Source organism: Ruegeria sp. AE3 (assembly GCF_056542225.1).
The window spans coordinates 1-20,016 of record NZ_JBQFZL010000013.1; the positions used below are offsets into that span (position 1 = coordinate 1).

General features: G+C 56.7%; 18 protein-coding genes. 13 read left to right on the top strand and 5 right to left on the bottom strand.

Annotated elements, in window-relative coordinates:
• Positions 1–473: 473 nt before the first annotated feature.
• From ACR0NZ_RS17105 to ACR0NZ_RS17165, 13 genes are all read left to right on the top strand, one after another.
• On the top strand, positions 474–1,274 hold the full coding sequence (locus ACR0NZ_RS17105) for a transporter substrate-binding domain-containing protein (RefSeq protein WP_480520573.1): 801 nt from the start codon (positions 474–476) through the stop codon (positions 1,272–1,274).
• Positions 1,275–1,379: 105 nt separating this feature from the next.
• On the top strand, positions 1,380–2,009 hold the full coding sequence (locus ACR0NZ_RS17110; protein WP_480520575.1) for an amino acid ABC transporter permease: 630 nt from the start codon (positions 1,380–1,382) through the stop codon (positions 2,007–2,009).
• Between the two features lie 11 nt (positions 2,010–2,020).
• Positions 2,021–2,683 (top strand): amino acid ABC transporter permease, encoded by a 663-nt coding sequence (locus ACR0NZ_RS17115; RefSeq protein WP_480520577.1) that lies wholly within the window; start codon positions 2,021–2,023, stop codon positions 2,681–2,683.
• The gene (locus tag ACR0NZ_RS17120; RefSeq protein ID WP_480478144.1) at positions 2,680–3,402 is read left to right on the top strand and encodes an amino acid ABC transporter ATP-binding protein; all 723 of its coding nucleotides are present in this window, start codon (positions 2,680–2,682) and stop codon (positions 3,400–3,402) included. Before ACR0NZ_RS17115 ends, ACR0NZ_RS17120 begins: the two co-directional genes overlap by 4 nt.
• Before the next feature lie 37 nt (positions 3,403–3,439).
• Entirely contained in the window at positions 3,440–4,399 is a 960-nt protein-coding gene (locus ACR0NZ_RS17125) for a dihydrodipicolinate synthase family protein (RefSeq protein ID WP_480478142.1), read from the top strand.
• Positions 4,390–5,322, top strand: coding sequence for a 4-hydroxyproline epimerase (locus tag ACR0NZ_RS17130; RefSeq protein ID WP_480478140.1), 933 nt, complete (start codon positions 4,390–4,392; stop codon positions 5,320–5,322). The genes ACR0NZ_RS17125 and ACR0NZ_RS17130 overlap by 10 nt, the downstream gene beginning before the upstream one ends.
• Before the next feature lie 66 nt (positions 5,323–5,388).
• A complete protein-coding gene (locus ACR0NZ_RS17135; protein WP_480520579.1) occupies positions 5,389–6,639 on the top strand; it encodes an NAD(P)/FAD-dependent oxidoreductase in 1,251 nt (416 codons plus the stop codon).
• Between the two features lie 15 nt (positions 6,640–6,654).
• Positions 6,655–7,755 carry a cis-3-hydroxy-L-proline dehydratase gene (locus ACR0NZ_RS17140; RefSeq protein ID WP_480520581.1) on the top strand — a complete coding sequence of 367 codons (1,101 nt, stop codon included), beginning with the start codon at positions 6,655–6,657 and terminating at the stop codon, positions 7,753–7,755.
• Positions 7,756–7,763: 8 nt separating this feature from the next.
• Complete coding sequence (locus tag ACR0NZ_RS17145) at positions 7,764–8,789, top strand: trans-3-hydroxy-L-proline dehydratase (protein WP_480520583.1); 1,026 nt, start codon at positions 7,764–7,766, stop codon at positions 8,787–8,789.
• Between the two features lie 227 nt (positions 8,790–9,016).
• On the top strand, positions 9,017–9,697 hold the full coding sequence (locus tag ACR0NZ_RS17150; RefSeq protein WP_480478132.1) for a GntR family transcriptional regulator: 681 nt from the start codon (positions 9,017–9,019) through the stop codon (positions 9,695–9,697).
• A gap of 71 nt (positions 9,698–9,768) precedes the next feature.
• Complete coding sequence (locus ACR0NZ_RS17155; RefSeq protein WP_480520585.1) at positions 9,769–11,283, top strand: aldehyde dehydrogenase (NADP(+)); 1,515 nt, start codon at positions 9,769–9,771, stop codon at positions 11,281–11,283.
• Positions 11,284–11,680: 397 nt separating this feature from the next.
• The gene (locus ACR0NZ_RS17160; protein ID WP_480520587.1) at positions 11,681–12,544 is read left to right on the top strand and encodes a FecR family protein; all 864 of its coding nucleotides are present in this window, start codon (positions 11,681–11,683) and stop codon (positions 12,542–12,544) included.
• Positions 12,545–12,589: 45 nt separating this feature from the next.
• Positions 12,590–14,809 carry a CHASE2 domain-containing protein gene (locus ACR0NZ_RS17165; RefSeq protein WP_480520589.1) on the top strand — a complete coding sequence of 740 codons (2,220 nt, stop codon included), beginning with the start codon at positions 12,590–12,592 and terminating at the stop codon, positions 14,807–14,809.
• 83 nt (positions 14,810–14,892) lie between these two features.
• On the opposite strand, the gene ACR0NZ_RS17170 is transcribed toward ACR0NZ_RS17165, so the two are convergent.
• From ACR0NZ_RS17170 to ACR0NZ_RS17190, 5 genes are all read right to left on the bottom strand, one after another.
• On the bottom strand, positions 14,893–15,888 hold the full coding sequence (locus ACR0NZ_RS17170; RefSeq protein WP_480520591.1) for an ABC transporter ATP-binding protein: 996 nt from the start codon (positions 15,886–15,888) through the stop codon (positions 14,893–14,895).
• The gene (locus ACR0NZ_RS17175) at positions 15,885–16,919 is read right to left on the bottom strand and encodes a Gfo/Idh/MocA family protein (protein ID WP_480520593.1); all 1,035 of its coding nucleotides are present in this window, start codon (positions 16,917–16,919) and stop codon (positions 15,885–15,887) included. The genes ACR0NZ_RS17170 and ACR0NZ_RS17175 overlap by 4 nt, the downstream gene beginning before the upstream one ends.
• Positions 16,916–17,755 (bottom strand): carbohydrate ABC transporter permease, encoded by an 840-nt coding sequence (locus ACR0NZ_RS17180; protein ID WP_267366204.1) that lies wholly within the window; start codon positions 17,753–17,755, stop codon positions 16,916–16,918. The genes ACR0NZ_RS17175 and ACR0NZ_RS17180 overlap by 4 nt, the downstream gene beginning before the upstream one ends.
• Before the next feature lie 12 nt (positions 17,756–17,767).
• Positions 17,768–18,682 carry a carbohydrate ABC transporter permease gene (locus ACR0NZ_RS17185; RefSeq protein ID WP_480520595.1) on the bottom strand — a complete coding sequence of 305 codons (915 nt, stop codon included), beginning with the start codon at positions 18,680–18,682 and terminating at the stop codon, positions 17,768–17,770.
• 66 nt (positions 18,683–18,748) lie between these two features.
• Positions 18,749–20,002, bottom strand: a complete 1,254-nt coding sequence (locus ACR0NZ_RS17190) for an ABC transporter substrate-binding protein (protein ID WP_480520597.1) — start codon at positions 20,000–20,002, stop codon at positions 18,749–18,751.
• Positions 20,003–20,016 lie beyond the last annotated feature (14 nt).

A 20,016-nucleotide genomic window follows, 5' to 3' on the forward strand; every position in this document is an offset into this window, starting at 1 on the left:
TCTACCAAAGTATCGAAAAACAAATGGGACAAGAAAAACTCAATCAACTCCTCGACCTGCTCGAAGAACTCCAAGCCGTCAAAGTCTGACCGAACGCACATTTGGTCGCGCGGGCCAGCATTGCCGGTTTTCTTTAAGAGACGCAGGTTGGAGTTGCCTAGGCGTCACACACTCCCATCACAAAACGTTTTCCGTCTCAAGCTGAAAGCACCCCGGCTTCTGAGCACAATGCACCTTCACGTTTGACGACGGACCACTTTCGGCCAAAACCTCCAACTCAGTAATACCTGGTGCCAATTCCATTTGGCCACCGTCAAATGACGGCCTTCCACGCGGGCCAAGTCAGTCATTTCAATCGCACCCAAGAGCCATGACACCCTTTGAAAGCAGGCTTTCCCTGCTCAACAAAATACTGGATGTTGGATACAATATCCTCTATAGCTGCGCGTATCGATTGATTCAGGGAGGATCACATGCTCAAGAAACTCGCCGCACTGGCGGCCCTCACCACCATCACCACGGTTCCTGCGATGGCGGACACGCTGGACGATGTCGTAGATCGCGGGACATTGCGCTGCGGTGTTGTGTTGGATTTTCCGCCAATTGGGTATCGCGACGCGAATAACGAACCGGCAGGCTTTGATGTCGAATACTGCAATGATCTGGCCGCCGCTCTTGAAGTTGAGGCCGAAATCCTGCCGCTGACCTGGGCGGAACGCCTGCCAGTGATCGTCACCGGACGCGCAGACGTTGTGTTCGGAGCAACCTCGGACAGCCTTGAACGGGCGCGGACGGTGGGCTTTACCATTCCTTACGCCATCTATTATGCGCAGGGTGTGGTGAATGCCGAAAGTGGCATTGAAACCTTCGAGGATATCCGTGGCAAGCGCGTGGCCGCCGCGATCGGCACCGTGCCCGAGCAGGAATGGCTGAAGATCGCCGCCGAATGGGGTGAAGAAGGCAATTATCAGGGCTATCAATCCGAGAATGAAGTGTTCCTGGCGGTGGCTCAGGGCAAGGCCGATATCGGCATTACCACAAACACTGCCGTGCTGCCGATTACCCAGCAATATGACACTGTTGTTGCCGGTCCTCGCATGCCATGGACCACCGACTACACTTCGGTTGTCGGCAAGCGCGAAGATGTCACCTGGCTGAACTTCCTGAACCTGTTCGTGACCCACCAGGTGCGTTCGGGCCGCTATCAGGAGCATTGGGGAAATTATGTCGGTGGCGAAGCCCCCGAACTTCGCATTCCCGGCGTAATGTACTGATCCTTTACCGTACCAACCTTTCGCCCGGTTCTCTTCGGGCGAAAGGACTGGTAAATTGCGCGAGGAACACCCGTGTTCGACTATAACTTCCATTGGCGGCCGGTGATGAAAAGCCTGCCAGATCTGCTTGAAGCATCGCTGCTGACGATACAGGTTGCCGTGCTGGCAATGGTCCTTGGCATCATCATCGGGCTTTGTCTGGCACTGACGAGGCTGCACCTGAAAGGACTGCCTTACTGGTTCGCCTCAGCCTGGGTCGAACTGGCGCGCAATACTCCGGCACTGTTCCAGCTGTTCTTTTTCGGCTTCGGGCTTGGTGCCTTTGGCCTGCATCTGTCGCCGTACTTCATCGTGCTGGCCGGACTGACATTCAATTGCGCCGGTTATCTGGCTGAAAACTTCCGTGGCGGCTTTCAGGCCGTCCCCGAGACACAGTTACGTGCGTCGCGATCGCTGGGCATGAACGCGTGGCAGGCTTACATACGCGTCGTGATCCCGCAGGTGTTTCGCATTGTCTATCATCCGATCACGAACCAGATGGTCTGGGCTGTTTTGATGTCGTCACTGGGTATGCTGGTCGGCTTCCGGGAACTGTCGGGCGAGACGCAGTTCTTTGCCTCGCGCACTTTCCGAATCTTTGAATATTTCGCCGTCACCGCGGTCATCTACTACGTGATCGTCAAAATCATCCTTTTTGCCTCGCGCCTGCTGGCGTCCCGGCTTTTCCGCTACTGAAGGAGGCACAGATGCAACCCACTGTCAGCTTTTTCAGCGGCTTCAACATCAACGATCTGTGGTTTCTGGGCGAAGCCGCGCTGCGAACGCTCTGGATCTCAATGCTTTCGATTTCCATTGGAACGGTTTTTGGCGTGGTGTGCGGTTGGCTTCTGTACGAGGGCAAACTGGCAGCGACCCTGACGTTGGCTCCGGTTTTGGATATCTTCCGTTCGGTCCCTCTGATCATCCAACTGGTGCTGTTTTACAACTTTGCACCTATTGTCGGACTCAATCTGGACCCGTTCGCCTCGGGCGTGGTGATCCTATCCATCTACACAGCAGCACTGGTTGCGAATGTGGCGCGCGGCGGGATTGAGGCCGTCGGCGATCCGATGCGCCGCGCGGCGCGCAGTCTGGGCATGACCTATTGGCAGGATCTGCGCTATGTCGTCTTCCCAATCGGTGGGCGCGCGGTGTTCCCGGCATGGGTCGGGGTCGCGTTGGGTGTGATGAAAGACAGCGCACTGGTCTCAGTTCTGGGCTATGTCGAGCTGCTCAAGGCCAGCCAGATCCTGATCACCCGCACGCAGGAACCGTTCCTGATCCTGACAATCGCTGGCGCGTTCTATTTCGCGCTCAGCTATCCGATTTCGCGGTATTCCGCGTCACTAGAAAAAAGGTGGGCCCAATGATCGAAATTCGCGACCTGCACAAATATTTCGGATCGCTGCATGTGCTGAAAGGCATCGATCTGGATGTGCAGAAAGGAGAAGTTCTGTCGGTGATCGGTGCGTCAGGCTCCGGTAAATCGACCCTTCTCTATTGCATCAACGGGCTGGAACCGATCCAGCAAGGATCGGTCAGGGTTGATGGCATTGATGTTCATGCTAAAGGCACCGACATCAACAAGCTGCGCACAAAGCTGGGGATGGTGTTCCAGCAATGGAACAGCTTTCCGCACCTGACAGCACTGGAAAACGTTGCGTTGGCCCCGAAGATTGTCAAAGGCAAGTCGAGGGACGAGGCGCGTGACATTGCCGCAAAGCAGTTGACCCATGTAGGGTTGGGCGAGAAGCTGAACGTCTTTCCCTCGGCCTTATCGGGCGGTCAGCAGCAGCGACTTGCCATTGCCCGCGCGCTGGCGATGGAGCCGGAATACATGCTGTTTGACGAAGCAACCTCGGCGCTGGATCCTGAACTGGTGGGCGAGGTTCTCGACACGATGCGGTTATTGGCCGAAGAAGGGATGACGATGATTTGTGTCACGCATGAGATGGGTTTCGCTCGTGATGTATCAGACCGGGTTGCTTTTTTTCATCAGGGCGTGATGGAAGAGATCGGTCCGCCTGCCCAGATTTTTAGCGAAGCCCAATCCGAACATACCCGCAAATTCCTGTCGAATGTGCGATAAAAGCCCCCGCCCCAATACAATTAGGAAGGTTACCTTCATGTCCCAGAATATCTTCACCGGCACCATGCCAGCCCTGATGACCCCCTGCAAACCGGACCGGACACCGGATTTCGACGCGCTGGTGAAAAAGGGCAAGGAAATGATCGAAGCAGGTATGTCTGCCGTGGTCTATTGCGGCTCGATGGGCGACTGGCCTCTCTTGTCGGATGCCGAACGGATGGAAGGTGTCGAACGTCTGATCGCGGCCGGACTGCCTGTTGTCGTCGGCACCGGTGCGATAAATTCGAAATCCGCCGTAGCGCTTGCCGCACATGCGCAAAAAGTTGGTGCGGCAGGGCTTATGGTGATCCCGCGTGTATTGTCGCGTGGATCGTCCATCGCGGCGCAGCGCAACCATTTCAAAGCGATCCTGTCGGCTGCACCTGATATTCCGGCAATCATCTATAACAGCCCGGTTTACGGCTTTGCGACGCGCGCCGATCTGTTCCTGGAACTGCGCGCAGATCATCCCAACCTGGTTGGGTTCAAGGAATTCGGTGGCAAAAGCGATCTGCGCTATGCGGCGGAACACATTACCTCGAAAGATGATCAGGTCACACTGATGGTTGGTGTAGACACCGAAGTCTACCATGGCTTCGTCAATTGCGGCGCCACCGGCTCGATCACAGGGATTGGCACTGCCCTGCCAAAAGAGGCACTTCTGCTGGCGGCCCTGTGTCAGAAAGCGGCAGCCGGTCATGCCGAAGCCCGCCTTCGCGCGCGGGAACTGGAAGAAGCCTTTGGCGTGCTGGCCAGCTTTGACGAAGGCACCGATCTGGTACTGTATTACAAACACCTGCTGGTCCTGAACGGCGAAGAAGAGTACCGCTTGCACTTCAACGAAACCGACGAGTTGACGGATGCCCAGCGCAACTATTGCGAACAGCAATACGACCTGTTCCGCACTTGGTTTACTGATTGGTCCGACCAGGGCGGGGTCATTGCTGAATGCATGTGATTGACAGTCACACCGGGGGAATGCCTACGCGGGTAATCCTCGACGGTGGCCCCGATCTGGGGTCCGGCCCACTGGCCGAGCGTGCACGACGCTTGGCCACCGAGCATGAGGTGTTCTACAAATCCATCTTACTGGAACCGCGCGGACAGCCCGGAATGGTGGGCGCGCTTCTGGTCGCGCCCGAAGATTCAAGATGCGAGACCGGCGTGATCTATTTCGATGCGGATGCCGTTCTGGGCATGTGCGGGCATGGCACCATCGGTTTGGGTGTCACTCTGGCCCATATGGGTCGGATCCGGCCGGGCACGCACCGGGTGGAAACCCCGGTCGGGGTCATCTCGGTGGAGTTGCTGGACGCCAATACCGTGCGCGTCACAAATGTCGAGAGCCGCCGCGTGCGGGCAGCTGTGCAAATTGAGGTCGGCAGCCATGGGTCGATAACCGGCGATCTTGCCTATGGCGGAAATTGGTTCTTCATTGTTGATCCCAGCCCGATCCCGGTGAATCCGGGAAATTTTCGTGCGTTGACAGATCTGACCATCGCCATACGTGAAGCCTGCATCGCACAGGGCGTGCGTGGTGAAAACGGAGAACTGGTCGATCACGTGATCCTACAGGATCAATCCCCCAACAAGGATGTTCACAGCCGCAACTTTGTACTGTGCCCGGACAATCAATATGACCGGTCGCCCTGCGGTACGGGCAGTTCGGCGCGCCTCGCCTGTCTGGCGGAAAACGGGGCGCTGGCCGCCGGGGAAGAGATTGTGCAGGAAAGCGTGATCGGCAGCCCCTATGTGCTGAGCTACCAACCCGGCCCAAACGGGGGTGTCATTCCCACCCTAACCGGGCAGGCGCATATCATGTCGGAAGGCAGGTTGGTTTTCGCGCCGAATGATCCGTTCCGTGATGGTATCGCGCTTTGAAATCAAGTCCGGGGACAGACACTGTCCGGTCCCCGACCCCGCACCACGATTTGAGAACCTGTAACCATGCAGCATGACACCAAAACGGACATAGTTGTGATCGGTGCTGGCATCATTGGCATCAGCGCTGCGCTGGAATTGCAAAAGCGTGGAAGGCAGGTGCTGGTGCTGGACCGTGAAGGCGTTGCAGCCGGAGCGTCAAAGGGCAATGCCGGGGCCTTTGCCTTTACAGATATCGTGCCGCTTGCAACCCCAGGGATCATGCGCAAAGCACCAAAATGGCTGCTTGATCCGCTGGGGCCTTTGTCGATTCCACCCGCTTATGCGCTGAGTATTGCACCGTGGATGCTCCGGTTCTGGCGGGCCAGTTGGCGGGATCGTTATGCTGCCTCACTGTCCGCACAAGCCGCGCTGATGAACCACAGCCGCGCCGCGCTGGAGCGCCAGATCGCGTATGTTGACGGCGAGGCGCTGATGCAGCGCGAAGGCCAGTTGCAGTTGTTCGAGAATGAGAGCGAATTCCGTGCCAGCCTGCCCACCTGGGACCTGCGCAAGGACCATGGCATTCCGTTTGATCTTTTGGACAGTCCGGATGCAATTGCCGAGATTCAACCCGGACTGAACCGGCGATTCACCCATGCGGGTTTTACCCCGACATGGATGAATACCGTCGATCCGGCCCGCTGGACCAAGCATCTGGCGGAACAGTTCATCGCGCGCGGTGGGCAGGTTAAGATCGCAGGGATCACGGCACTGATACCAACCGATGACGGCGTGCGTCTCTTCACCGTCAACGGTGACATTTCGGCAGGTCAGGTGATTGTCGCCGCCGGAGCCTGGTCACACCAACTGGCCAAATCCCTAGGGGATCATATCCCGCTAGAGACCGAGCGGGGTTATAACACGACCCTGCCCGAAGGCGCTTTTGACCTGCGCACGCATCTGACTTTTGGGGGGCAAGGGTTTGTGGTGACCCGGATCAACGGCGGTGTGCGCATCGGTGGCGCGGTCGAACTGGGTGGATTGAAGCTGGCCCCGAATTACCGGCGCGCTGACACGTTGCTGGCCAAGGCCGGGCGCTTCATGCCAGACCTTAACCTAGAGGGCGGCACGCAATGGATGGGCTTTCGCCCGTCACTGCCCGACAGCCTGCCAGTGATTGACCGATCTTCGCGCGCACCAAAGGTGCTTTATGCCTTTGGCCATGGTCATCTGGGGCTGACCCAATCCGCAGGCACGGCCGAACTGGTGGCCGATCTGGTCACTGACGCCAAGCCGGTGCTCGATATGTCACCTTTCGCATCCACACGCTTCTAATCTGGAGAACACCTTATGAAAATCACCGGGCTGAACGTATATCAGGTGAATCTGCCGCTGAAAGAAGGCCGCTATAGCTGGTCCAACGGCAATTTTGTCGAAGTGTTTGACAGCACCGTTTTGGAAATCATCACGGATGAGGGGTTGAAAGGCTATGCCGAATGCTGCCCGCTTGGCTCGGCCTATCTGCCGTCTTTCGCGCTCGGCGTCCGGGCCGGGCTGGCAGAGCTGGCCCCGCATTTGATCGGGCAGGACCCGCTGAATATCGGTCAGATCAACCGCACGATGGATGCGGCCTTGCGGGGTCATCCTTATGCCAAGGCCCCGGTGGATATTGCCTGCTGGGATCTGCTGGGCAAGGCCACGGAACAGCCGCTTTACACCTTGCTGGGTGGCGCGGCGCAGGACGATGTGGTGCTTTATCGCGCGATCAGTCAGGAAGCACCCGAGATCATGGCCAAAAAGATCGAAGGCTATGCCGCCGAAGGCTACACCAAGTTTCAGCTCAAGGTGGGTGGCGAGGCCAATGACGACATTGACCGTATCCACGCCACCCGCGCCGTTCTGAAAAAGACGGACCTGCTGGTAGCGGACGCCAATACCGGCTGGACCCGGCACGAGGCCGCCCGCGTGGTGGGAGCGATTTCGGGTCTGGATGTCTATGTGGAACAGCCTTGCCTGACGTATGAGGAATGCGTGTCGATCCGCCGCCGCACCGCGTTGCCTTTCGTGATGGACGAGGTGATCGACACCCCCAACACGCTGGTCCGCGGCATTGCCGAAGACGCGATGGATGTGATCAACCTCAAGATCTCGAAAGTCGGAGGGTTGACCAAAGCCCGCCTTATGCGTGACCTCTGCGTGGCGCACGGCATCCCCATGACGATCGAAGACACCTGGGGTGGCGACATTACCACTGCGGCGATTGCACATCTGGCCCGTTCAACGCCGTCCGAGTTCACATTCTCTGCCACGGATTTCAATTCCTACGGCACGGTGGACATTGCCGAGGGTGCGCCAAAGCGTGTCAACGGCCGGATGACCGCACCCGCCCGTCCGGGTCTGGGCGTTACACCGATTTTCGACGCTCTGGGCGAGCCTGTCGCACAATATTGAGAGATCCGATGCGGAGCAGCAAAACCGTTCATGTCATTTCAGCCCATGCAGAAGGCGAAGTAGGGGATGTTATCGTTGGGGGTGTCGCCCCGCCACCGGGCGATACCTTGTGGGAACAGCGCAGCTTTGTCGCGGGCGACCAGACGCTGCGCAACTTCGTTCTGAACGAACCTCGGGGCGGTGTTTTCCGTCATGTCAATCTTCTGGTGCCCCCGAAACACCCCAAGGCCGACGCGGCCTTTATCATTATGGAACCCGAAGACACGCCACCCATGTCCGGTTCGAACTCGATCTGTGTTTCAACCGTATTGCTGGATGGCGGAATCATTCCGATGCAGGAACCCGAAACTCATATGGTGCTTGAGGCCCCAGGCGGGCTGGTTCGTGTACGGGCGGAATGCAGCGGTGGAAAAGCGCAACGCATTTTCGTGCAGAACCTGCCCAGCTTTGCCGACAAACTGTCCGTCCCGCTTGAGTTACCCGGATTGGATACGATCATGGTTGATACCGCCTATGGGGGTGACAGTTTTGTCGTGGTCGATGCACAGGCATTGGGATTCGAGATTGTCGAACACGAGGCCCGTGACATCGCCCGATTGGGGGTGAAGATCACCAATGCAGCCAATGAACAGCTTGGGTTTTCGCATCCTGAAAACCCGGATTGGGACCACATTTCATTCTGTGCTTTCTGCGGCCCGATCAGCCAGACCGAGACCGGATTAACTGGCAAATCTGCCGTCGCAATCCAACCGGGCAAAGTTGATAGATCGCCCACGGGTACAGCGGTTTCCGCACGCATGGCGCTGATGGCTGCAAAGGGGTTGATGTCGCCGGGTCAGACATTCGAGGCGGTCTCGATCATCGGATCACGGTTCACTGGCAGGATCGTCGATGCCACCGAGGTGGCGGGCCGTGCCGCGATTGTCCCCGAAATAAGTGGGCGCGGCTGGATCACCGGCATTCATCAACACATGCTTGACCCAGATGACCCCTGGCCTGGCGGGTATCGCTTGTCGGACACCTGGGGTGTCTGACTAAATAGTGCATTGACCGTGCCCGCTCTCAGGGAAAGGCGGTCACAGAAGGTTCCATTCGCACTTGGTCTTACCTCGCTGTCTCAGCAGGGTTGAAACAACATGGATATTGGATGCATTATTAAACGGAGTGTCCTTAATCAGCTTTCTAAGTGGTCGCGTCGCGGCTCAACTTGGAATAACCGCCGGTAACCGGTAGCTGTACCCAAACAAGTGGCAGGAAAAATATGGCAGGAAAGCGCGCAATAACCAAGCAAAGCCTACCAGATGTCATCGCGAACGATCTTCGTGAGCGGATACTGAATGGTGAACTTGCCGAAGGTGAAGCTATTCGCCAGGAAGCTCTGGCCGAGGAATACGACGTATCGCGGATGCCCATCCGCGAGGCCCTGAAGCGTCTGAACGCTGAAGGCCTGATTCAATGGGCCAATAATCGGGGCGGATCAGTCACCAAGCACTCCCTGAATGAAATCGGAGAGATATTCGACCTTCGAATGCTTATTGAAGTCGATCTTTTCCGCAGAGCCATTCCGCAGATGACATCTGCCGACTTTGCGCGATGCAACGACATATTGACACAGATGGAAGCGTCTTATGACGAGAATGACGTCGGGAAGTGGGGGATCCTGAACTATCAATACCACTCCGCCCTTTACGCGGCATCGCAGAGGAAACTGACAAATGAATTGCTGGATCGCGTCAATCTGCAATCAGACCGCTATGTCCGAATGCATCTGAGCGTGATGAAGCAGCGGGAACCGGCGAAAAAAGAACATCGAGAGCTGTTGAAACTAGCGCAAGCAGGGAACGTCGACGAAGCCTGTGACATGCTGATGCGGCACATCCGGCGAACAAAGGAACAACTGCTGGAGATGATCGTGGCAAAACGCGCCATGGAGGAGACCTAACAGGGCGCTTGATTGCCCTCCTTAATTGGATACATTATCCATAACATTAGAATCGTAGATATGGAACATTCATGACCTGCTCCCCCCATGGTAAGCACCTCATCGCTGGAAATTGGCTTTCAGGTGACACGGTTTTTCAGTCACAGCCCGCTTTTGGATCTTCACACAGTTTTTCGGTGGGGCGTCTTCAGGATGTTGATGCAGCTGCGGAAGCTGCCGAAGAAGCGTTCTGGAGCTATGGTTTTTCGACCCGGGAAGACCGCGCGGCATTTCTGAATACCATAGCAGATGAGATCGAAGCCCGCGCCGAGGCGATTACTGCAATAGGCACGCAGGAAACCGGCCTGCCCGAGGCCCGTCTGCAAGGGGAGCGGGGTCGCACATCGGGTCAACTTCGCTTGTTTGCCACACATATTCTGAGCGGTGAGTATCTGGATCGGCGCCACGACGGCCCGTTGCCAGACCGCTCGCCGCTGCCGCGCCCGGATCTGAAAATGATTCAGCGCCCTATTGGCCCTGTCGCTGTATTCGGTGCTTCGAATTTCCCTTTGGCCTTTTCAACCGCAGGCGGCGACACCGCAGCCGCTTTGGCTGCTGGGTGCCCCGTTGTCGTAAAAGGGCACAGCGCTCACCCGGGTACCGGTGAGATCATAGCCGAGGCCATACATGCTGCCATCGAACGCTGCAAAATTCATCCCGGTGTTTTCAGTCTGATTCAGGGGGGTGACCGGACCGTAGGTTCCGCTTTGGTACAACACCCGCTGATCAGGGCTGTCGGATTCACTGGCTCATTGGCTGGTGGTCGGGCACTGTTCGATCTGTGTGCCGCGCGTCCTGAGCCAATCCCGTTTTTCGGTGAACTTGGCTCGGTCAACCCGATGTTCATTCTCGATGCTGCGCTGACGAACCGGGGCGACAACATTGCTCAGAACTGGGCGGGGTCGCTGACCATGGGCGCAGGTCAGTTCTGTACCAACCCCGGGGTCGCCGTTATGCTGGCGGGTGCAGCAGCGGACCGCTTCGCTGAGACCGCGCGAACCGCCCTGTCAAAGACACCCGCGCAGACCATGCTAACCGACGGCATCGCCGACGCTTATCGAGCTGGTCAGGCAAGGATCGCCAATACAACAGGTGTGCAGGAGGTTCTGACCTCGATGTGTGGCCAACGCACCGCGTCCCCGCACCTGTATCGCACCAATGCTGTGAACTGGCTGGCAAACGAAACCCTTGGTGAAGAGGTTTTTGGCCCGCTAGGCGTTATTGTGACCGCCGAAACGCCTGACGAAATGCAGGCCGTCGCACACAGCCTGCAAGGTCAGCTGACCTGTACACTGCATATGGATGATGCGGACATGGACACCGCGCGGTCCCTGATGCCGATCCTCGAGCGCAAGGCCGGGCGTGTGCTGGCCAATGGCTTTCCCACGGGCGTCGAGGTCTGCGACAGCATGGTGCATGGCGGCCCCTACCCCGCTTCGACCAATTTCGGTGCTACCTCGGTTGGCACATTGTCAATCCGGCGGTTCCTGAGACCAGTGTGTTACCAAAACATGCCAGACGCTTTGTTACCCGAACAATTCCTCTGATCCTTCAACAACACGCTGCAAAAGCATCAAGGCTCATCGCGAGAAAAGCGATGAGCCAAGTGCCCTATGCGCGAGTTTGACGGATACTGCGCTTTGGCCTGTTCAGTTGCTTTGCTAAACACCTGCCAGTTAGCCCCACTTACGGCTCTCTTTTCCATTGGTGTTAGCATGTTGTTCATACCTACTGACCATGGCGGAGACCATCGCCCACATATCCGTAAGTGTTTAAGCTGGTAAACGCGGATTAAAAAACAACTTGCTACAAATACACACCATAATGCATAAATATTGCTAGCATTTTAGAGCATTTGAATAAGAATAACACGTTTCTGGGGGCAAAAATCGAGCTTGGCGCGCTTCGCGCTTACTTAGACCCGTCGGGGGAAGGGGCTCTGGTTTGACTTGGTTAAAGATTGTGTTGGTTGTATTTGTTGTCGCGCTCATGCCGGCGCAGGCCCTTGCCAACATCGGAACAGTTATCAGCGCCAAGCAAGGCGCTCAGATCATTCGCGCCGGAAACACTCAGCCTGTCATTTCAGGAATGGACGTTGAATCAGGCGATACGATATCTACAGATCACAGCGGTTTGGTACAGATCGTATTTGTGGATGAAACAAAAATTGCCGTTGGCCCCAATGCGCATATGGTGTTGGACGTGACTATGCTGCGCGGCAATCGAAAGGCCAAAAGCTTTGCCGTGCAGGCCTTGGGTGGCAGCTTTCGATTCATTTCCGGCAAAAGCCGAAAAGGTGCATATTCGATCAAGACACCGACTGCGACTATGGCCGTTCGTGGAACAACTTTCGACATGTGGGTCGTATCACAAACTCAGAGTGCGATGCTTGTCCTGCACGGAACGGTTCAAATGTGCAGTGCACAGGGGTCTTGCAGGTCCACAGGCCGCGTATGCAGCATGTATGCCACCAGCGGAGGCGGGACAGTCGGGCGGCCTGCTGATCAGGAGCAGTATGATCAGGCGCTGAAATCTGGTTTCCCATTTGTTCAGTCGCAGGAAGGCCTGCTGCCTCCATTGCAGGTGAGGGTTGAGGGGTGTTCTGGCGAAGGTGCACCCGTGCAGCAGGCCAAAGTCGACAGGGCCGACATTCGCAGAACTGCGCCGCAGCCGCGCGCAATCAGCGTCGCAGCACCGCCATCGCCCCCGTCACAACCAGAGCCGGAAGTAGAACCCGAACCGGAACCAGAAGAGCCTGAACCGGAAGAACCGGAACAACAGGAGCCGAGAAACGAACTGGTCCAATAGCGCTTTTGACCAATTGGGCTTTGCCTCACTTTTTCGGAGAACGACGTGAGCAACGAGAAGCGCAAAACCAAGACAGGGAAATGGGCGTTCCGCCTTGTCGGATTGTGTCTGATCCTGGTGGGCTGTTTCATCCGGGTCATGGATCCCTATCCGGTGCGAATGACCCGTCTGATCTATTTCGACGTTCTGCAAAGGTCATCTCCGCGAGAGTTCAATCCCGACCTTCCCATACGGGTTGTAGATATTGACGAAGCCTCTCTGGCCAATTGGGGGCAATGGCCCTGGCCCCGGACTCTGGTGGCGCAAATGGTTCAGAATCTGGGTGAATACGGTGCTGCGGCTATCGCATTTGATATGTTGTTCGCTGAGCCTGACCGGTTTTCCCCCTCACGGCTTCTGAACGATCCGTCTCTGGAAGGGGTTCTTACAGTTGAACGGCACGCTCAAAAGCTCGATAACGATGTCTTGCTTGGGATGGAAATCGCCTATTGGCCGGTCGTTCTTGGGACTGCCGCACGAATGTCGGCGGAAGGAAACCCCATCACTGCAAAAGCAGGTATCATTGAATTCGGTGAAAATCCCGCCGCGGGTCTAATTTCAGTTCCTCATTGGACGCCAATTGCGCCTCCGTTGGACCGGACCGCGGCAGGTATTGGTGGGGTCAACGTCTCGCCCATCGGGGGAACAGGTATCATGCGCCGCGTGCCGGTTCTTTGGCGCGGGCCGGATGGGTTGTTGCCGGGTCTGTCAATTGAAGCCCTGAGAGTTGCCTTGGGCGAGACCAATATTGTGGCCGAAGGTGCGCAGGATGAAACAGGCATAATGTTGGCGGTTGAGGTCGGGGGATACCGGATACCAACGACAGAAAACGGCGAGATTTGGCTGAGATACAGGCGCGATGCGCCCGAGCTGTATATTTCGGCCAACGATATCCTCAAAGGCTCGGATGATGCGGACGTTCGGGCGGAAGTTGAGGGGCGGATCATACTGATCGGAACGTCGGCCGCCGGTTTATTCGATATGCACCAGACGGCGCTTGGCGAGAGCGTTCCCGGCGTTTCAATTCACGCCCAGGTGCTGGAACAGGTCCTGACCAACGAAATGCTAAGCCGCTCGGATGTGACCGCTGCGCAGGAAATGCTTGCCTTCGCCTTTCTCGGGCTTGTCGTGATTGCCGTCATGTCCAGTTTTGGTGCGGTTGCATCTTTCATTGCAGGCGGTGTCGCCGCTGCCGCCGTTCTGATATTGAGTTGGCTGGTCTTTCAAAACCAGTCGGTTTTGTTCGACGCCACATTTCCGCTTATCGGTGGCATGGCTAATTTCGGGCTGCTGGCAGGATATCTTTTCCTGTCTACCGAACGGGAAAAGCGCAAAATCCGAAAAGTCTTTTCTCATTACGTCGCCCCGGAGATCCTTGATGAGATGGAAGCCTCGGGACATCAGCTGCAATTGGGAGGTGAGACGCAGGATATCACAGTGATGTTTTCCGACATCCGGGGTTTTACACCTTTGTCTGAGTCCGCATCTGCCACCGAGCTGGTCTCGCTGCTGAATGCGCTTTTTTCCAGTATCGGCGACCAGATACTGGCTGAACGAGGAACCATCGACAAGTTTATCGGCGACGCTGTTATGGCGTTCTGGAACGCGCCTTTACCTGTCGCTGACCACCCGTGCCGGGCTGCATTAGCCGCGCTGAAGATGCGGCGCGCTTTGGCAGAGTTCAATGCATCCGACATCATGCGAAACCGCCCCCCTATCGCGCTGGCAACGGGGCTTGCGACCGGACAGGCCTGCGTCGGCAATATCGGCTCGCAGAAACGGTTCAACTATACGGTCATCGGTGACGTCGTGAATGTCTCAGCGCGAATCGAACAATGCTGTCGAACGGTCGACTACGACATCGTCGTTTCAAACGGCGTCCATGAAATCACGCATGGGAATCTGGCCATGTTAGAGGCCGGGCATGTTGATCTGAAAGGCAAAGCCAACCCGGAACCCGTCTTTGTTTTGGTGGGCGATCAGACCCTGTTGCAAACAACGGCATTCCAGGATCTCAGGACTGCACATGCAGAGCTGATTTTGGCGATCACAAATCGACACCCTAACAGCCTGGTCAAGACCTTGTGCCAACAGTGCGAAAATCTGGCTGAAGACATCGAGCCCGGCTTGCGTCAGTTCTACAGGGCGCTGTCCGGTCGCGCCGCTGACTTCCGGTCGAACCTGCCATCCGGGCAATTCATGTTCACACGCCACAATCTTGGATAACCAGTCATGTTTTCCAGCGGTTGCACTCTTTGGGTCACGCTCACACCAGAACAAACTGGTGCAGAACGGGTCGAAAACCGCCGTTACTGTAATCTCTGTCCGTCATTCCCGAAGTAATATGCGCGGCTGGGATCAAACCCGAATTGTACATCGTCACCCGGGGCAATCGCGTGCTGGCCAAACAACCGGACCGTGATTGGCACGTTGCTGGTTTGCAGAATGACATTTGTATCACCACCCAACTGTTCAACATGTGAAACGGTGCCGGCAATCGGTCCGCCGCTTTCCAAGCGGATGTCTTCCGGGCGCAGCCCAAGTTCACGCGCATCGCCCGGGGTCAGGCTGTCCGCAGGCAGAAAATTCATGGACGGTGAACCAAGAAATCCGGCGACAAAGCGGTTTGCCGGGTTGTTGTACAGCTCCATCGGGGTGCCGACCTGTTCCACCCGTCCGTCGCGCAGCACCACAATCTTGTCGGCCAGTGTCATCGCTTCTGTCTGATCGTGCGTGACGTAGATCATCGAAGCCGAGAGTTGCCTGTGTAGATTTGCAATCTCAATCCGGGTGTTCATGCGCAAAGCGGCATCAAGATTGGACAGCGGCTCGTCGAACAGAAACAGCTTGGGTTGGCGAACGATGGCGCGACCGATGGCAACACGCTGGCGCTGCCCCCCCGACAGTTCGGATGGGTAGCGGTCAAGGTAGGGCTCCAACCCCAGCATCCGGCTCGCCTCGGCGACGCGCTCGTCGATCACGGTTTTCGGCTGGCGTTCCTGTTTCAGGGCAAGGGTCAGGTTGCCGCGTACATTCAGGTGTGGATAAAGCGCGTAGCTCTGGAACACCATGGCGATGCCGCGTTTCGAGGGCGGGGTCAGATTGACCTGCTCGCCCGCAATTCTGATCTCGCCCGATGTGGCGTCTTCAAGCCCTGCAATAACGCGCAGAAGAGTGGACTTTCCGCATCCGGAAGGGCCGACAAAAACCACAAACTCGCCGTCCTCAACCTCAAGACTGATGTCCTTCAGGACCTCTACATTGCCAAAAGATTTGTGAATGTTTTTCAGTGACAGGGCGGTCATTGGCTGGTCTCCTCAAGAGAAACGGGTTGGCCGGTGCGGATGCTTTGGTCAGCGGCCAGGCAGATTGCAAGGGATTGTACGGCGTCGGACATGTGGCGGGTCAGGTCGATATCCTCGGCGATGGCGCGCAGCATATAGGCTTGTTCAGCATCGCAGAGTTCCTGATGACCGGGCTCATCAGGCATGTCGATAGTCCGGTCGCCCTGCGGCGTGTGAACCAGAAGGCCACCAACCTTGGTATGACCATCGATGTCTGCTGACGCGCCCTTGTTTCCGTCGGTGATCGAAACAGACCCGTTGGGCGAAACGATGTCCTTCACGAAAAACGCAGTTTCGGACATCATCGGACCCCAGCCAGCCTCGTACCACCCGATCGAACCGTCATCGAACACCACCTGAAACTGGCCGTAATTGTACATGTCAGGCGCGATCTCATCCGACAGGCGCAGTCCCATGCCATGGACGCGAACAGGCTTTGCATCGGTGATCTGGCACATCACATCGACATAATGCACACCACAATCCACGATGGGTGACGTGGTCTGCATCAGGGCCTTGTGCGTCTCCCACTCAGGCCCTGAGGATTGTTGATTCAGGTTCAGACGGAACACATAGGGGCCACCCAGAGTGCGAGCCTCGGCGATCAGGCGCATCCAGGATGGGTGGTGGCGCAGGATATAGCCCACCACCAGCTTTCGGTTCAGCCGCGCCGCTGTTTCGACCACACGCCGCGCATCGACAACGTTGGTGGCGAGTGGTTTTTCGACAAACACATGGGCACCCGCCTCCATCGCAGCGCAGGCGTAATCCGCGTGACTGTCCGAATAAGTCGCGATAACAACCAGATCCGGTTTGGTTTCGGTCAGAGCGGCTTCAAAACTTGAATACACCGGATAGCGCGTCAGATCAGAGTGATCCACGCGGCCGGATCGGTTCACCAGCCCGACAATCTGCGCGTCCGGGTGATGGTGATGTGCCAGCGCATGGCTCAGCCCCATGTTCCCAAGGCCTGCGATCAGGACGCGAGTCATTTCACCGCTCCTGACGTGATGCCGCGGATAAGCTGTCGCGAGAAGATCACATAGAGGATCAGCACCGGCAGGATCGCCATTGAAAGGGCTGACAGGACCGCGTTCCAGTCTGTCACAAACTGACCGATGAAGACCTGGCTGCCCAGTGTCAGTGTCTTGGTCTCTTCCGCAGGAGCCAGGATCAGCGGGAACCATAGATCGTTCCAGATCGGGATCATGTTGAACACGGCAACCGTTGCCATTGCCGGACGCACCAGCGGCAACACAAGCCGAAAGAAGATTGTGTATTCGCTTAGCCCGTCGATACGGCCCGCATTCTTGAGGTCGTCACTCACCTGTTTCATGAACTCGCTTAGGATGAACACCGCCAAGGGCAGGCCCTGCGCCGTATAGACAAGGATAAGTGCCCACAGCGTGTTCACCAGCCCGGTCGCCACCATCATTTCCAAGATGGCCACGGTGCCGATGCGGATCGGGATCATGATTCCAAGCGCCAGGTAGAGACCCATAAGCATGTTGCCCTTGAACCGGTACTCACTCAGCGCATAAGCCGCCATTGCGCCAAACAGCAGGACCAATGTCAGGGATGCAACAGTCACAATCAGAGAGTTCTGGAAATAAAGGAAGAAATCCCCCTGCTTCATCACTGTCTGATATCCGATCATCGAAAAACTGTCGGCATCGGGCAGCGCCAGCGGTTCGCGAAAGATCGCCTTGCGGGTCTTGAAGCTGTTGATCAGGATCACGAAAACCGGAAACAGTGCGATCAGCGTATAAAAGATCAGTGCACCATGCATCGCGAAGGTGTTTAGCGGGTTGGAGCGGGCCTTGTTCATGTCATCTGCTCCTTACAGCTGGTACCGGCGCATCCGGGTCTGGATGCCGAATAGGTAGACACAGACACCCAGCAGGATAATTGCAAACATCGCACCAGCAATGGCCGAACCCATATGCGGATCACCTAATTGCAGCTGGAAGCCAAAGAATGTGCGATACATGAAGGTGCCAAGAATATCGGTCGAGAAATCAGGCCCCGCCAGAGCACCCTGTGCAGCATAGATAAGATCGAAAGCGTTGAAATTGCCGACAAATGTCAGGATTGAGATGATCCCGATCGAGGGCAGGATCAGCGGCAGCTTGATCTTCCAGAAGGCGCTTGTACCGGTGATGCCATCCACTTCCCCGGCTTCCAGGATTTCCTCGGGGATCGACAGCAAGGCCGCGTAGATCAGCATCATAGGGATACCGACAAACTGCCAGACCGAAATCAGCGCCAGAGTGGTCAGAGCGTATTCCTCCTTCCCCAACCACGGGGCAAAGAGGGATTTCAGCCCAACCGCGTCCAGCATCGAAGGCGCGATGCCCCAGATGGGCGACAAGATCAATTTCCATGCAAACCCGACAATCACAAAGCTGAGGATTGTCGGAATGAAGATCGCCGACCGATAGAGCACCGCAAATCGCAGGCGCGGATGGCTGAGCAGCGCGGCCAGCGCGACGCCGATGGGGTTCTGCACCAGCATGTGAACCAGAAAGAACCAGAAATTGTTACCCAGCGCATTCCAGAACTGTTCCGACCAGATCGGATCGAAAAACAGCGTTTGAAAGTTCTGCAGTCCAACAAATACGCGGCTCTGGTCGACTTCAGAGTAAAGGGCCAGACGGAGCGTATTGAACAGGGGAAAGATCATCACCGCTGTGTAGACAAGCACGGCTGGTGCCAGAAACACGACGATATGCCAGCGGATGCGGGGGCGGGTCATGGGGAGCGCTTTCAATGGAATGCTGGGCGTACCCGGGCAACTCATGCTGCCCGGGTATGGTTCAGCTTACTGATGTGGTGCGTACCACGAGGCGAGGCCCGTCTGTAGTTCTGCACCCAGCTCTTCGGGCGACTTGGCACCTTTGATCGCGGCAACGGATGCACCCCAGGTCTCATTCTCGAGGTTTGGTGTTCCGCGCGACAGGATTTGGTAGGTCGAGCGGATCGTCGATTCACATTCTTCACGCCAGCCGACGATCTCCTTGGCCAGCGGGTCCTGCAACTCGACCGGAGTGCTCGACAACGGGAAGAATCCGGGCAAAGCGTTGCCGAAGATCTCAGCAAACTCAGGGCTTGCGACCCAGGTCAAAAACGTTTCGGCGGCTTCAGGATTCTTCGTGGCCGCGTTCATGCCGATGCCGATATCCGTATGGTCCGAGATATAGCAGGTGTCGCCTGCGTTCTGAACCGGAGGCTTGAAAGCTCCCATCTCGAAATCGGCTTGTGCGTTGAAGCCGGAAATCTCCCATGATCCCGCAGGATAGATGGCTGCGCGGCCCAAAGTGAAGATGTTCTGGCTGTCGGGATAGGTCTGTGCTTCGTAGCCATCACCCAGATAGGCACCCCAGCGGGCCAGCGTTGCGTACGGGGCTGTCCAGGCTTCATCGGTCAGCTTCTGTTCGCCTGCGATCAACGCCTGACGACCTTCTTCACCCTTCCAGTAGTTTGGACCGATGTTGTTGTAGCCCATCGTGGCAGCTTCCCATTGGTCGTTGGTACCCATTGCCATTGGGATGTAAGTGCCGTCTTCCTTGATTTTGTCCAAGGCGGCAAAGAACTCGTCTTCCGTGGTCGGCACTTCGAGCCCCAACTCGGCAAAAGCGTCCTTGTTGTAGATGAAGCCGTGAATTACCGACGCCATCGGCACGCAGAAGCTGGCCGAACCGTCATCCGTCTGCCAGGCAGACTTTGCAACGTCCGAGAAGTTGTTCATCGCCTCGACCGAGGACAGATCGGTCAGGTGACCAGCCTCATAAAGCGCCAACGAAGCATCGAAGGGGCGGCAGGTAATCAGGTCACCGGCAGACCCCGCATCAAGTTTCGAGTTCAAAACCGCGTTGTATTCTGCCGGAGCAGACGGCGTGAACTGGACTTTGATGCCAGGATGCTTTGCTTCAAAGGCCGGGATGATCTGGTCCTGCCACAGGGTCAGGTCATCGTTACGCCAGCTTTCGATGGTCAGCGTGACGTCTTCGGCATAGGCGGCAGAGGCTAACAGCGTCCCACCAAGCAAGGCCAGTTTCAGGCTATTACGTTTCATTGTACTCTCCCATT

What these genes read in the sequence shown, in the direction of transcription:
- ACR0NZ_RS17105 (WP_480520573.1), top strand. Translation starts at nt 474, where the DNA reads ATGCTCAAGAAACTCGCCGCACTGGCGGCCCTCACCACCATCACCACG.
- ACR0NZ_RS17110 (WP_480520575.1), top strand. Translation starts at nt 1,380, where the DNA reads ATGAAAAGCCTGCCAGATCTGCTTGAAGCATCGCTGCTGACGATACAG.
- ACR0NZ_RS17115 (WP_480520577.1), top strand. Translation starts at nt 2,021, where the DNA reads ATGCAACCCACTGTCAGCTTTTTCAGCGGCTTCAACATCAACGATCTG.
- ACR0NZ_RS17120 (WP_480478144.1), top strand. Translation starts at nt 2,680, where the DNA reads ATGATCGAAATTCGCGACCTGCACAAATATTTCGGATCGCTGCATGTG.
- ACR0NZ_RS17125 (WP_480478142.1), top strand. Translation starts at nt 3,440, where the DNA reads ATGTCCCAGAATATCTTCACCGGCACCATGCCAGCCCTGATGACCCCC.
- ACR0NZ_RS17130 (WP_480478140.1), top strand. Translation starts at nt 4,390, where the DNA reads ATGCATGTGATTGACAGTCACACCGGGGGAATGCCTACGCGGGTAATC.
- ACR0NZ_RS17135 (WP_480520579.1), top strand. Translation starts at nt 5,389, where the DNA reads ATGCAGCATGACACCAAAACGGACATAGTTGTGATCGGTGCTGGCATC.
- ACR0NZ_RS17140 (WP_480520581.1), top strand. Translation starts at nt 6,655, where the DNA reads ATGAAAATCACCGGGCTGAACGTATATCAGGTGAATCTGCCGCTGAAA.
- ACR0NZ_RS17145 (WP_480520583.1), top strand. Translation starts at nt 7,764, where the DNA reads ATGCGGAGCAGCAAAACCGTTCATGTCATTTCAGCCCATGCAGAAGGC.
- ACR0NZ_RS17150 (WP_480478132.1), top strand. Translation starts at nt 9,017, where the DNA reads ATGGCAGGAAAGCGCGCAATAACCAAGCAAAGCCTACCAGATGTCATC.
- ACR0NZ_RS17155 (WP_480520585.1), top strand. Translation starts at nt 9,769, where the DNA reads ATGACCTGCTCCCCCCATGGTAAGCACCTCATCGCTGGAAATTGGCTT.
- ACR0NZ_RS17170 (WP_480520591.1), bottom strand. Translation starts at nt 15,888, where the DNA reads ATGACCGCCCTGTCACTGAAAAACATTCACAAATCTTTTGGCAATGTA.
- ACR0NZ_RS17175 (WP_480520593.1), bottom strand. Translation starts at nt 16,919, where the DNA reads ATGACTCGCGTCCTGATCGCAGGCCTTGGGAACATGGGGCTGAGCCAT.
- ACR0NZ_RS17180 (WP_267366204.1), bottom strand. Translation starts at nt 17,755, where the DNA reads ATGAACAAGGCCCGCTCCAACCCGCTAAACACCTTCGCGATGCATGGT.
- ACR0NZ_RS17185 (WP_480520595.1), bottom strand. Translation starts at nt 18,682, where the DNA reads ATGACCCGCCCCCGCATCCGCTGGCATATCGTCGTGTTTCTGGCACCA.
- ACR0NZ_RS17190 (WP_480520597.1), bottom strand. Translation starts at nt 20,002, where the DNA reads ATGAAACGTAATAGCCTGAAACTGGCCTTGCTTGGTGGGACGCTGTTA.